At 73.9% G+C, this 12,739-nt stretch carries 10 protein-coding genes; 7 read left to right on the top strand and 3 right to left on the bottom strand.

All coding sequences use genetic code 11. The annotated features are described in order from the left end of the window. The first annotated feature begins 11 nt into the window (after positions 1-11). From uxaC to ABZU53_RS10495, 7 genes are all read left to right on the top strand, one after another. Complete coding sequence (gene uxaC / locus ABZU53_RS10525) at positions 12-1,445, top strand: glucuronate isomerase (protein ID WP_355065229.1); 1,434 nt, start codon at positions 12-14, stop codon at positions 1,443-1,445. After that, on the top strand, positions 1,442-2,746 hold the full coding sequence (locus ABZU53_RS10520) for an enolase C-terminal domain-like protein (RefSeq protein WP_355065227.1): 1,305 nt from the start codon (positions 1,442-1,444) through the stop codon (positions 2,744-2,746). Before uxaC ends, ABZU53_RS10520 begins: the two co-directional genes overlap by 4 nt. After that, positions 2,737-4,230, top strand: coding sequence for a mannitol dehydrogenase family protein (locus ABZU53_RS10515; RefSeq protein ID WP_355065225.1), 1,494 nt, complete (start codon positions 2,737-2,739; stop codon positions 4,228-4,230). The genes ABZU53_RS10520 and ABZU53_RS10515 overlap by 10 nt, the downstream gene beginning before the upstream one ends. Positions 4,231-4,285: 55 nt before the next feature. Further along, positions 4,286-5,461, top strand: coding sequence for a Gfo/Idh/MocA family oxidoreductase (locus ABZU53_RS10510; protein WP_355065223.1), 1,176 nt, complete (start codon positions 4,286-4,288; stop codon positions 5,459-5,461). A 213-nt stretch (positions 5,462-5,674) separates the two neighbouring features. Then, positions 5,675-6,007: a hypothetical protein gene (locus ABZU53_RS10505; protein ID WP_354862302.1), complete on the top strand. Its 333-nt coding sequence runs from the start codon at positions 5,675-5,677 to the stop codon at positions 6,005-6,007. Between the two features lie 112 nt (positions 6,008-6,119). Next, positions 6,120-7,475 carry a polysaccharide lyase family 1 protein gene (locus ABZU53_RS10500; protein WP_355065221.1) on the top strand — a complete coding sequence of 452 codons (1,356 nt, stop codon included), beginning with the start codon at positions 6,120-6,122 and terminating at the stop codon, positions 7,473-7,475. Between the two features lie 69 nt (positions 7,476-7,544). Next, entirely contained in the window at positions 7,545-8,267 is a 723-nt protein-coding gene (locus ABZU53_RS10495; RefSeq protein WP_355065219.1) for an HD domain-containing protein, read from the top strand. Between the two features lie 32 nt (positions 8,268-8,299). Here ABZU53_RS10495 and ABZU53_RS10490 read toward each other — a convergent pair whose 3' ends face one another. The 3 genes from ABZU53_RS10490 to ABZU53_RS10480 all read right to left on the bottom strand — a co-directional run bounded on the left by ABZU53_RS10490 (position 8,300) and on the right by ABZU53_RS10480 (position 12,734). Beyond that, positions 8,300-9,106: a BTAD domain-containing putative transcriptional regulator gene (locus ABZU53_RS10490; RefSeq protein ID WP_355065217.1), complete on the bottom strand. Its 807-nt coding sequence runs from the start codon at positions 9,104-9,106 to the stop codon at positions 8,300-8,302. A 138-nt stretch (positions 9,107-9,244) separates the two neighbouring features. Continuing rightward, entirely contained in the window at positions 9,245-10,372 is a 1,128-nt protein-coding gene (locus ABZU53_RS10485; RefSeq protein ID WP_355065216.1) for a hypothetical protein, read from the bottom strand. Positions 10,373-10,385: 13 nt separating this feature from the next. Further along, on the bottom strand, positions 10,386-12,734 hold the full coding sequence (locus ABZU53_RS10480) for a hypothetical protein (protein WP_355065214.1): 2,349 nt from the start codon (positions 12,732-12,734) through the stop codon (positions 10,386-10,388). Positions 12,735-12,739: the final 5 nt, after the last annotated feature.

Genomic DNA, 12,739 nt, shown 5'->3' with positions numbered 1-12,739 from the left:
AGCCCAGCCCCGTGCCGACGTCCGACCACACCGACCTGCTCCTGCCCTCCGAGCCCGGGCAGCGCGCGATCGCCCGGGAGCTGTACGCCCTCGCGGCGCAACAGCCGATCATCTCGCCGCACGGGCACGTCGACCCGGCCCTGCTCGCGCAGGACCAGCCCTTTCCAGACCCGGCGCGGCTGCTCATCGTGCCCGACCACTACCTGACGAGGATGCTGCTCAGTCAGGGCGTCCCCCCGTCGGACCTGGGCGTGCCGACCCGCGACGGAAGCCCGGTGGAGACCGACGGGCGGGTGATCTGGCGGCGCTTCGCCGCGCACTGGCACCTGTTCCGGGGAACCCCGTCGCGGCTCTGGCTGGAGCAGACCTTCCGCACCGTGTTCGGGGTGCAGACTCCGCTGCGCCCAGCCACCGCCGACACCGTCTACGACGAGATCGCGGCCCGGCTCGCCGAGCCGGACTTCCGGCCCCGGGCGCTGTTCGAGCGGTTCGGAATCGAGGTGCTCGCGACCACCGAGTCGCCGCTGGACGACCTCGCGCAGCACGCCAAGCTCGCCGCCGACGGGTGGGGCGGGCCGGGCGGCCGGGTGGTCACCACGTTCCGCCCGGACGACGTGGTGGACATGGAGTACGAGGGCTGGGCGTCCAACGTGGCGCGCCTCGGCGCGCTGACCGGCGAGGACACCGGCACGTACACCGGTTATCTGGCCGCGCTGCGGGCCCGGCGGGCCGCGTTCATCGCGGGCGGGGCGACCTCGTCGGACCACGGCCACCCCACCGCCCGCACCCTGGACCTGACCCCGGGTGAGGCCGCCCGGCTGTACGACCGGGGCCTGTGCGGCACGGCCGACGCGGCCGACGCGGAGGCGTTCCGGGCGCACATGCTCATGGAGTTCGCCCGGATGTCGCTCGACGACGGCCTGGTCATGCAGCTGCACCCCGGCGCGGTGCGCAACCACAACCGCTGGCTGTACGACCGGCACGGCCGCGACGTGGGCGGCGACGTGCCGCAGGCCACCGAGTACGTGCACGCGCTCGCGCCGCTGCTGGAGCGCCACGGCAACGACCCCCGGCTGCGGGTGGTGCTCTACACCCTCGACGAGGACACCTTCACCCGTGAGCTCGCGCCCCTCGCCGGCGGCTACGCCGCGCTGCTGCTCGGCGCGCCCTGGTGGTTCCTCGACTCCCCCGAGGTGCTGCGCCGGTTCCGGGAGACGGTCACCGAGAGCGCCGGCTTCTACAACACCACCGGGTTCGTCGACGACACCCGGGCGTTCTGCTCCATCCCGGTACGCCACGACGTGGCCCGCCGCGTCGACGCCGGCTTCCTGGCCCGGCTGGTCGCCGAGCAGCGGCTGCCGCTGGACGAGGCGGCCGAGACGATCGTCGACCTGGCGTACCGGCTGCCCAAGCGGGTCTTCAACTTCGGAGGGGTCGACCAGTGAGTGTCACCATCACGTCCGTCGAGGTGCACGACGTGCGGTTCCCGACCGCCGCGCGGGGCGACGGGTCCGACGCGATCAACCGGGGCGACTACTCGGCGACGTACGTCGAGCTGGGCACCGACGCCGGGGCGGTCGGCGCGGGGTTCACCTTCACCAACGGCCGGGGAAACGAGATCACCTGCGCGGCGGTGCGGGCGCTGGCCCACCACGTCGAGGGTCGGACGGTCGAGGAGATCGCGGCTGAGCCCGTGGCGTTCTGGCGCTCGCTCAGCGCCGACGTGCAGTTGCGCTGGCTGGGGCCGGAGAAGGGCGTCATCCACATGGCGACCGGCGCGCTTGTCAACGCCGTGTGGGACCTGCGGGCCAGGATCGCCGGCAAGCCGATGTGGCGGTTCCTCGCCGAACTGCCCACTGACGAGCTGGTCGCCAGCATCGACTTCAAGCACATCACCGACGCGCTCACCCCGGACGAGGCGGCGGCCATCCTCGACAAGGGACGCGACGGCCTGGCCGACCGACTGAGCACGCTCGAACGTGACGGTTTTCCTTCGTACACCACCTCGGTCGGTTGGCTCGGCTACCCGGACGACAAGGTGCGGGCGTTGACCCGGCAGGCGTACGACGACGGGTGGCGGGCGATGAAGATGAAGGTGGGCGGCCCGCTCGCCGACGACCTGCGCCGGGCCCGGATCATCCGCTCCGAGATCGGCCCGGACGCGCTGCTGATGATGGACGCCAACCAGGTGTGGGACGTCGACGAGGCGATCACGGCGATGACCGCCCTCGCGGAGGTGGACCCGTACTGGATCGAGGAGCCGACCCACGCCGACGACATCCTCGGTCACGCCCGGATCGCGCGCGCCGTCGACGAGCTGACCGGCGGGCGGTGCCGGGTGGCCACCGGCGAGGTCGCCGCCAACCGGGTGATCTTCAAGCAGCTGCTCCAGGCCGAGGCGATCGGCGTGATGCAGATCGACGCGTGCCGGGTCGGCGGCGTCAACGAGGTCCTGGCCGAGCTGCTGCTGGCGGCGAAGTTCGGGGTGCCGGTCTGCCCGCACGCCGGCGGCGTCGGCCTCTGCGAGTACGTCCAGCACCTGGCGATCTTCGACTACCTGCGGGTGGGCGCCACCCTGGACGGTCGGATGATCGAGTACGTCGACCACCTGCACGAGCACTTCGTCGACCCGGTACGCACCCGCGGCGGCCGCTACCTGCTGCCCGACCGGCCCGGCTACAGCGCCACCATGAACCCGTCGTCGATCGCCGAGTTCCGCTTCCCGGACGGTCCGGCATGGCGGTGACCGTCGGCGCGTCCCGCCTCGGCCTGGGGGTGCTGCGCCACCTGCCCGTCGAGTCCCGTCCCCTCATCCGGCCGGGCACCGTGCCGACGGGCGTCGTACACCTGGGGTTGGGTGCGTTCCACCGGGCGCACCAGGCCGTCTACACCGAGGCGGCGGTCGGCGCGGCCGGCGGCGACTGGGGCATCATGGCCGTCGCCCCGCGCAGCACCGCCCTGGTCGAGGCGCTCACCGCCCAGGACAACCTGTTCAGCGTCAGCGCCCTCTCCGCCGCCGGCACCACCACCCGGGTGGTGGGCGCGCTCAGCGGCGTACGGCATGCTCCCAGCGACCCGGACGCCGTGGTGGCGTTGCTCGCCGACCCGGCGGTCCGCGTCGTGACGCTCACCGTCACCGAGAAGGCGTACCACCTCGATCCGGTGACCGGCCGACTGTCCCCGGACGCCGCGCTCGCCGCGGACCTCGCCGGTCATCAGGCGCCGACGACCGTGCCGGGGCTGCTGCTGCGCGGGTTGGCCGCCCGCGCCGCCGCCGACGCCGGGCCGCTGGCGCTGGTGAGCTGCGACAACCTGCCGGCCAACGGCCGGCGGCTGCGCGGTCTGGTCGACCAGGCGGTCGAGCGGGCCGCCGGGGTGCCCGCCGGGCTCGTCGACTGGGTGGTCGCCAACGTGACCTGCCCCGGGACCATGGTGGACCGCATCGTGCCGGCCAGCACCCCGGAGACCATCGACGCGGCCCGCCGGGCGCTCGGTGTGACCGACCTGGCCGCGGTGGCCGCCGAGCCGTACGCGCAGTGGGTGATCGAGGACGACTTCCCCGGCGGGCGGCCGGGCTGGGAGCACGCCGGGGCGGTGCTCACCGGCGACGCCGGGCCGTGGGAGCGGTTGAAGCTGCGCACCCTCAACGGCGTGCACTCGGCCGTGGCGTACCTCGGCGCGCTGGCCGGCCGGGAGACCATCGCCGACGCCCTCGAGATCCCGCACCTGACCGACGTGCTGCGCCGGCTGATCGCCGAGGACGTCGCGGCCAGCTTCACGCCGCCGGACGGGGTGCGCGTGGTCGACTACGGCGAGCAGGTCCTCGCCCGGTTCGCCAACCCGGCGATCCGGCACCGCACCCTGCAGGTCGCGGTGGACGGCTCGCAGAAGTTGCCGCAGCGCATCCTGCACACCATCGCCGACCTGCGCGCGGCCGGCCGGTCCGCGCGCTGGGGCGCGCTGGTCGTGGCGTCCTGGTTGCGCTTCGCCCTGGGGTACGCCGACGACGGCGGACCGTTGCCGTTGCAGGACCCCCTCGCGGGGCCGATCCGGTCCGCCCTGGACGCCGGAGCGCGGAGCCCGGCCGGCGCGGTGGACGCCGTCTTCGCGCTGCGCGAGGTCATCCCGGCCGAGGTGGCCGACGACGACGAGGTACGCGCCGAGGTGACCGCCTGGCTCACCGCGCTCGGTCGACACGGCGTCGAGGCGACCCTGGCCGGTGCCCGGTGAGCGGTGCCGCGTGGGCCGGTGCCCCGGGGGCCTCGGCAGTCTTGACCGGCGTCTCGTGAACGGGTCGGCGCCGCCGCCGACGGTGGCGGTGATCGGGGCGAACGGGCACGGCCACTGGCACCGGCGGGTGATCGCGCCACTGCACGCCGGCGGCCGGCTGCGGCTGGTCGCCCTGGTCGACGTTCAACCGGTGCGCGACGAGCGGGAGGCGCCGGTGCCGCCCGGGGTCGGGGTGTTCACCGACCACCGGGCGATGCTCGCCGCCACCCGACCGGAGGTGGTGGTGATCTGCACCCCGCCGCACACGCACCTGCCGATCGCCCGCGACGCCCTCGCGGCCGGCGCGGACCTGCTGCTGGAGAAGCCCCCGGTGCTGTCGCTGGCCGAGCACGACCAGCTGACCGACGCCATGGCGGCGACCGGCCGGGTGGCCCAGGTCGGTTTCCAGGCGCTCGGTTCGGCGGCGCTGACCGCGCTGACCGACGCGCTGGCCGCCGGCCGCCTCGGCGCGGTCACCGGCATCGCGACCGTCGCGGCGTGGCAACGGCCGGACGCCTACTACGCCCGCTCCCCGTGGGCCGGCCGCCGGAGCGTGGACGGCCGACCGGTGCTGGACGGCGCGCTGGCCAACCCGCTCGCGCACGCGGTGATGCAGTGCCTGGCCGTCGCCGAGACGCTCGGCGGGGCACCACCGTGGCCGGTCGCCATCGAGGTGGAGCGCTACCGGGTGCGGCCGATCGAGGTGGAGGACACGGCGGTGCTGCGGGTGCGGTTCCGCGCCGGTCCACCGGTGCTGGCGGCGGTCACCCTGGCATCCGAGGAGTTCGTGGCGGGCGAGGTGGTGGTGACCGGCACGACGGGACAGGCCGTGCTGGAGTACCCGACGGACCGGTTGCGCCTGCCCGGTGACGTGGTGACCCGCCGCGTCCCCGGTCGACGGGGCCTGCTGGAGAACCTGCTCGCCCACCGCGCCGACCCGGCCGGGGTGCCGCTGATCGCCCCGCTGGCCCGTACCGCGCCGTTCACCGCCCTGCTGGACGCGTTGCGGGCCGCGCCCGAGCCCCAACTGCTCGGCGGAGAGTTGGTCGACGTGGTGGGCGACGGTGACGAGCGGGTGTTGCGGATCCGTGGCGTGGTCGAGGTACTGCGTCGGGCGGCCGAGCAGGGCGCGCTGCCCAGCGAGCAGGGCGTGCCGTGGGCCGTGCCGGCGTACCGCGCGGACCTGGCGTAGTGGTGTCGCCCCGCGGTGGCGAGGGTGCTCCGGTTGTCCTTTGCTCTGCTTCAACCGAGGCAACACTTTTGCCCCGCAGGTGTTGCCTGGGTTGAAGCAGAGCAAAGGAGGCGACGGGTTGGTGCCCGCCCCTCCTCCGACACTCGGGGCAGGCGGCCGACGTCTAAAGAGGCGGCCCTCGGAGCGACTGTCCGTGCGATAACGTGCGTCCACATGGGAACAGTTGACCTGGCCCTGGCCGTCGCGGTCGGCGTGGCCAACCTGGCCGTCGCCGCCGTGCTGCTCGCCAGGAGCCGCGGTGGCACCGTGGCACCCCGGATCCTCGGCCGCCCGCAGCCGCTCCCCCGCCTGCGGGCCGCGATGCACGCCTGCCTGGGGCTGGGGCTGGGGGTCGGCTGGCTCGTCAAGGACATCTTCCCGCCCCACTCCACGGGCGACGCGGTGCTGTTCATCGTCATCAGGGTCCTGCTGGTGGCTGCTCTCGTCACCGCCCTGCTGGTCGCCTTCCGGCACGTTCGACCCGCGCGGGATGAGACCGCCCACTAGCGGCCGGCACCACTGCAACATTCCTGCAAACAATTTATATTGACCGATACAAAACCGCGAACCTACCGTTCCTGGTGAATGCCGAAACCACCACCAGCGAATGGGAAAATCAATGCGCGCACCCCTCGTCGGGGCGACGGTGATCGCCGTCCTGGTCGGTGCCACACCTGCCGCCGCCGCTCCCCGCCCCGACACTTCCGCCGCCGATCGGCTCTCCTGGTCGGCCCGTCACCTCGGTCGGCAGGCCCTGCCGGAGCGGGACGGCTGGGCGGCCGAGGGCGTCGGCACCACAGGCGGTTCGGCGGCGCCGCCGGAGCGGACCCGGGTGGTCCGCAGCAGGGCCGAACTGGTCGCCGCCCTCGGTGGCGACAACGCCGCCAACGCCACCGACGCCACGCCGAAGCTGATCTACGTGGCGGGCGCGGTCGACGGCTTCGAGGGGCCCGACAGCACAACACTGAGCTGTGCCGACCTGGCCGACCCGGCGTACCGGCTGGACGCCTACCTGGCCGCGTACGACCCGGCGGTCTGGGGTCGGGTGGCACCGGCCGGGCCGCTGGAGGAGGCCCGGGTGCGCTCGGTGGCCAACCAGACCCGCCAGACCCAGATCAACGTCGGCCCCAACACCACAATCGTCGGCCTGCGCGGCGCGCGACTAACCGGTCTCACCCTCATGATCGACCGGGCGTCCAACGTCATCGTGCGCAACCTGACCTTCGTCGACGCCCGGGACTGCTTCCCCGCGTGGTCGCCCACCGACGGCGACACCGGCAACTGGAACAGCCAGTACGACCAGATCTCGGTACGCCGCAGCGAGCACGTGTGGGTCGACCACAACACGTTCACCGACGGCGACAACCCGGACAGCGCCCAGCCCGTCTACTTCGGCCGGCCGTACCAGGTGCACGACGGGTCGCTGGACGTCACGCACACCGCCAGCGGAGTCACCGCCTCATGGAACCGCTTCACCGGACGGGACAAGCTGATGCTGATCGGCTCGTCCAACACGGTCGGCCCGGACGTGGGTCGGCTGAAGGTCACCCTGCACCACAACCTCTTCGACGGCGTCCTGCAACGGCTACCGCGGGTGCGGTTCGGTCAGGTCGACGTCTACAACAACCTGTACCGGCTGGGCGGCGACGGCTTCCAGTACGCCCTGGGCGTCGGTGTGCAGTCGGCGATCTACGCGCAGAACAACTTCTTCGCCCTCGACGCGGGCGTGGACCCGGCCGACCTGCTCTACGACTGGGGCGGCACCGCGCTCACCGAGCGCGGCTCCTGGGTGCGCCAGGGCGCCGGCCCGGCCCGGCCGGTCGACCTGCTCACGGCGTACAACGCGGCGCACGACCCCGACCTGGGCGCCGACGCCGGTTGGACACCCACCCTGCGCCGCGACCCGGTCCTGCCGGCGCCGCTGCTCCCGCTCCTGGTGGGCCCGCTCGCCGGGGCCGATCGGCTGCCGCTGTGACGACTCGCCATGGTCGGGTCGGCGACGTACCGGGCCATCGATGGGGGGAAGATCGGCTATAAGTGACGCATGGACTTCCCGCCGCACCTGGGCAGCATGCCGATGCACGCGATCACCGAGATCCACGGCGAACCGGGCCTGCTGGAGCGCTTCCGGCTGGAGGTCGAGCGCTTCGACGACGGCGAACGCGCCCGCCTGTCCGCCGCGCTCGACCTCGCCGCCGAGCTGCACCGCGACGACCGGCGGGTCCGCGAGCCGTACCTCAACCACCTGCTGCGGGTCGCCATCCGGCTCATGCACCACTACCAGGTCCGCGACGTCGACGTGATCGTCGCGGGTCTGCTGCACGACGCGGTGGAGGACCACCCGGCCGAGCTGGCCGACGGCGGCGGCGACCCGAGGGCCGCGGCGCTGGCCGCGCTCGCCGCGCGGTTCGGGCCGCGGGTGGCCACCCTGGTCGCCGCGGTCACCAACCCGATGTACGACCCGCAGCGCGACCGCAACGAGCAGTACCGGGAGCACCTGGCGGTCAGCCTGGACCGGGAACCCTGGGCGCGGGTGATCAAGGTGTCGGACTTCACCGACAACGGCGTCGGGGTGATCCACACCGTCGGGCCGAAGGTCGTCTCGTCGGCCCGCAAGTACCGGCCGCTGGTGCCGCTCTTCCGGGACCTGATCGGTCGTGCGGACACCCCGCTCTCGCCTGCGGTGAAGGCCCACATCTTCGGCCAGCTCGACCTTGCCGAGGAGCGGTTCAGCGCCATCCTGGACCGGCCGGCCCACACGCGCTGAGCTGAGCTGAGCCGGGACGCGCGCCCGACGGGTCAGGCCTGCGTACCGCCGCCGGGACCGGGCGCGGGCACGAACCTGTCCCGGCGCAGGCCCTCGCGCACCAGGTGCTCCAGCCAGGAGGTCGGGGCGACACCCAACTCCCGGCCCAGGTCGGCGCGGAACAGCTCCAGCCGGCGTACCGCCTCGTTGATGTTGCGTTCGGCCAGGTGCACGGCGATCAGCACGCGGGTGGCGCTCTCCCGCAACGGTTCCAACTGCACGGCGGTCAACGCCACCTGCACCGCCTCGCTGAAGCGTCCCTGCGCGGTCAGCCGTTCGGCCAACGCCTCCAGCGCGTACAGCTGGGTCTGGCGCAGCCGCTCCCGCTCGGTCAGCACCCAGTCGTCGTACCAGCCGGGCAGCAGCTCGCCCGTCGCCAGCGCCGGCACCCCCGCGCCGACACCCGCCGGCGCCCCGCCGGCCAGCAGCGCCGCGGACGCCGCGCCGAGCGTGGCGACGTCGCTGGTCACACCGGCGGCGAGGGCCAGCCGGTCGTCCTCCTCGACGAGGGGCTCGGGGGTGACCCGGTGCAGCCGCCAGAGCATGGTGCGCAGGTTGGCGCGGGCCCGCTCCTCGTGCGAGCCGGGCCAGAGGGTGCCGGCAGCCTCCCAGCGGGCGCACCGCTGGCGTACGCCGAGGTAGGCGAGCAGCCGGCGCGCGCCCTGCGGCACCACGACGGACCGGCCGTCGCGTTCCAGCCCGAAGCCGCCGAGCAGACGCAGCGTGTACCGGGTTGGTCGCGCCACGCCGGCCTCCTGCGCCCCGGAGCGGACGTCCTGCGTCACCTCGTGAACTGCCATCCCTGCGCCCTTCGCACCCGATCACCGGTGTGGGAGTTCCACGCTCGGGTGTGGACGGTCCGCACGCCAGCGCAGTGTCGTCACACCGACCCGGCGAACGGCGGGGATCAGCCGTTCGCCGGAGCGATGACCGGCCGTTCAGCGCAGCTTGCTCAGCGTCCGGGCGTAGCCGGTCCACTCGGCGGCGTCGCCGACGTCGGCGCGTACCCCGGCCTCCTTCATGATGCCGAGCACCCGCTCGGCCGGCGCCTCGGCCAGCTTGCCGAGCGTGCTGATCCCGGCGCGGGTCAGCGCCGCGCGGGCCTTGGTGGGCACCCCGGCGAGCATGGCGATGTCGGCGTCGGCGACGTTCTCCAGTTCCGCGTCGATACCGAGCGCGGCGGAGACCGCCGACTGGGCGCCCGCCGTGGTCCGGACGATTGCCGCCTCCCGTTCGCTGACCTCGACGACCATCGCGTCCACGCTCGGGTAGCTGCTGTCCGCCGGCAGCACCTTGAGCACGTCGCGGATCGTCCGGCCGTCGGCCACCTGGTCCTCACCGAAGGTACGGATGAACTCCACCACCTTCACCTCGCGCGGGAAGCGCTGCCGCACGTCGGCGTTCTCGACGGCGTACCGGTCGAGGTAGGCGGCGCCCCGGACCTTCGGGCCGGCGACCACGTCCACGCCGAGGGTCTCGACGGCGGGCAGCACGATCGTGCCGGCCTTGGTCTGCCAGATGCTGACCTTCTTGTCCATGAACATCGTGGTGCCCATGTACCGGCCGAAGTCGAGCGTGCCGATGTAGTTGGGGATCTGCTCGAGCTGGTACGGGCCGGGGCTGACCTTCGTCTCGTGCACCGTGGAGTGCAGCCGGTTGATCTCGGCGCGGATCTCGTCGAGCAGCCGGCGCAGGCTCACCCGCATCGCGGCCATGCAGGAGAACGCCTTGGCCAGGTCGGTGCCGAGGTGGTCCAGGTCGTGCTCGATGCGGTGGAACCGCTCGTTGAAGCCCTGCTCGCCGGGCGTCTGCCCGGCCTGCACGACGTCCTCGCCGTCGACCCAGTCGGTGTGGGCGAAGGTGCGGGCGAACGGTGGAGGCGCGCAGCCCGGCTCCACCGCCGGGAACGGCTCGGCGTAGCTGAACACCCGCTTCGCGGTGCCCACGTTCTCGTAGATCCAGGAGGAGACCAGCACGCTGGCGTCCGACTGCGGGATGCCGTGTTCGGTGAACATCCGGTAGAGCTCGGTGACGGTCACCCCGTCGTAGTTGATCTCGCTCGCCATGATGATGTCCCTCTCAGAGCTGGTCGTACACGCCGCGGTGCCGGCGCTGCTGGAAGGTGCGGAAGGTCCGGGCCACCGCCGGGCGCAGCGGCTCGGCGTCGCCGTCGGCGTCGAGGTCGACGTGGTCACGCCGGATGCCGAAGGTGTTGATCTCCACGCCGAGCGGGCAGACCCGCGTCAGGGTGTTCATCAGCCGCTCGTACTGGGCCAGGGTCAACGCCACCCCGTCGGGCAGCTCCACCCGGAACTCGTACGGGTCGGTCAGCCCGGTCCGCACGTAGGACAGCGCCACCACGGCGACCAGACCGGCGTGGGTGGGGCGCAGCGTGGTCCGCGCGCCGACCGCCTTGATGTCCGCGGTGCCGCCGCCGAGCCCCACGGTGTACCAGCGGAAGCCGGTGGCCCGCCGCTCGGCCAGGTTGAGCCCGGCCTGGGGCAGCCCGATCACGCTGCACACCAGCAGCACCCGGTTGCCGGTGTCGACCAGCGGCAGCGCGGCGGCGAGATGCTGGTCGCGGAGCAGGCCGACCAGCCGGGCCAGCCGGTCGGCGGCGGCCGGCTGCCCGGCGATCAGCGCGGACGCCAGCGCCGCCGGCAGCTCGATGGTCTCCACCAGCTCGTCGGGGAGCCGGTTCAGCGCGGCCACCACGGGCGCCGGGTCGCGTACCGCGGGCAGGCCGGCGGCGGCCAGGACCGCATCGACCGGCTGCCCGGCCGGCCGGGTCGGTACGCCCGCCCACCGGGTCCGGGCCGCCGCGTCGGTCATCGGCGTCCACGCCGGCTCCCCCGCGCCCGTCCACGCCGTCGCCGCGGCGGCCAGGCCGGCCAGCAGCAGCGCGTTGCCACCCGGGTCGCCCGGCGCGTGGAACTGCGCCTCGACGGCCACGTCGGCGCCGACCGTGGCGGCCGTCGGCGCGGTCACCGCCAGCCCACGGGTGGGCAGGTGCGACAGGTACATCCTGGTGGTGCTGATCCGGTGCGTCGTCTGCACCCCGCACACCCGCCACAGCCACGCCACCTCGCCGTCGGCGGCCACCGTGGGCACACCGGCGGCGCGGGCGGCGGCGATCAGGGCCTCGGCGGTCCGGTCGCCGGTGACCGCGCGACCGGTGTCCAGCACCCGGTTGCGCAGGTCGGTGGCCTGCGCGGGGGTCGGCCAGCTCACGTCCACGCCGAGGCCCAGCTCGTAGCGACTGCCACCGGCGTCGTCCTGGGCCCGGGTCACCTGCCACACCAGGGTCGAGCCGAGCGCCCGGCAGACGCGCCCGGCGCGGTCCAGCGCGGTGGCCAGCGGCGGCGCGATGGCGTGCGCGCTGTCGAAGGCGTACGACTGCCGCAGGCTGGCGCGCAGCGCCGTGACCTCGGTCAGCCGGCCGGACGGCAGCGCCCGAGCGGCGTGCGTGGTGTTGTTCGGCGGGGTGTTGGCGGGCAGCACCAGGCGGTCGCGGCGCAATTGGGCGAGGAAGTTGGTGCGGTGCTGCGGATCACCGGCGGCGACCAGCCGGATCGCCACCGCGAACCGGTCGTCCTCCTCGCGCAGCGTGAACCGGGCGCCGCCGGGCAGGTCGGCGAAGAGCCCCGCGTTCGGGTCGGTGTCCGCGCCGGGGCCGTTGAGCAGCCGGCGTATCGCGCCCGGAGTGGGCAGCAGGAACCGCCGGTAGAGCCCCAACCGGTGGGCGTACGCGGCGTCCGCCTCGCGGGCCGGCGGCGCCAGCCGGCGGGCGTACACGTCGCCGCTGGCCGGCTCGTGCACCAGCTCGTCGACGAACCGGGCCACCCCGACGTCCGCGCCGATCCGGTCCAGCGCGTCACGTCGGGCGTGCGCGAGGGTCCGGTAGGCGTGCACCTCCCGCGCCGTGCGGCGCAGCCGGTGCTTCTCGTACGACACCAGGTAGAGCAGCCGGCCCAGGTTGCCCTCCACGACGGCCAGCTCGACCAGGGCGGTGAGCGCCGCACCGGTGACCGCCGTGGCGGCCGCCCCGTCGACGGCCCGCTCGGCCGTCACAGCGACGGAAAACGGCGCTACCAGCGGCTCGTCGGCGGTGTCCGGCGCGTATGCCGGCACCGACGCTCCCGCGGCGGACCAGGGCGCGAAGACCACCGGCGGCAGCACCCGCTCGTCCCCGCCGCCGCCGGGGTTGACGGTGACGCTCACCCGGACGGTCTCCTCGACCAGGTCGCGACGCAGCACGACGGTGAGCAGGGGGTGCCGACTGGTCCAGTCCACCGCGGCGGCGCCGGTGGTGGCGAGCGGCACGACGACCCGGCGGACGGTCCCCGGGTAGGGGCCCTCCAACTGGTCGACGAGGTTGCGTTCGACGGACGGATCGGCGCCGTCCACCGGCACCCGGATGTCGGTCATCGCGC

The sequence above is a fragment of the Micromonospora sp. NPDC005194 genome (genome assembly GCF_040608335.1).
Lineage (GTDB): Bacteria > Actinomycetota > Actinomycetes > Mycobacteriales > Micromonosporaceae > Micromonospora.
Note: the sequence above shows the minus strand (reverse complement) of the source record. Positions and strands in the feature narration are given on the sequence as shown.

Coding starts and splice junctions, on each gene's coding strand:
- ABZU53_RS10515 (WP_355065225.1), top strand. CDS start 2,737: ATGGCGGTGACCGTCGGCGCGTCCCGCCTCGGCCTGGGGGTGCTGCGC.
- ABZU53_RS10505 (WP_354862302.1), top strand. CDS start 5,675: ATGGGAACAGTTGACCTGGCCCTGGCCGTCGCGGTCGGCGTGGCCAAC.
- ABZU53_RS10480 (WP_355065214.1), bottom strand. CDS start 12,734: ATGACCGACATCCGGGTGCCGGTGGACGGCGCCGATCCGTCCGTCGAA.
- ABZU53_RS10485 (WP_355065216.1), bottom strand. CDS start 10,372: ATGGCGAGCGAGATCAACTACGACGGGGTGACCGTCACCGAGCTCTAC.
- ABZU53_RS10500 (WP_355065221.1), top strand. CDS start 6,120: ATGCGCGCACCCCTCGTCGGGGCGACGGTGATCGCCGTCCTGGTCGGT.
- ABZU53_RS10495 (WP_355065219.1), top strand. CDS start 7,545: ATGGACTTCCCGCCGCACCTGGGCAGCATGCCGATGCACGCGATCACC.
- ABZU53_RS10490 (WP_355065217.1), bottom strand. CDS start 9,106: ATGGCAGTTCACGAGGTGACGCAGGACGTCCGCTCCGGGGCGCAGGAG.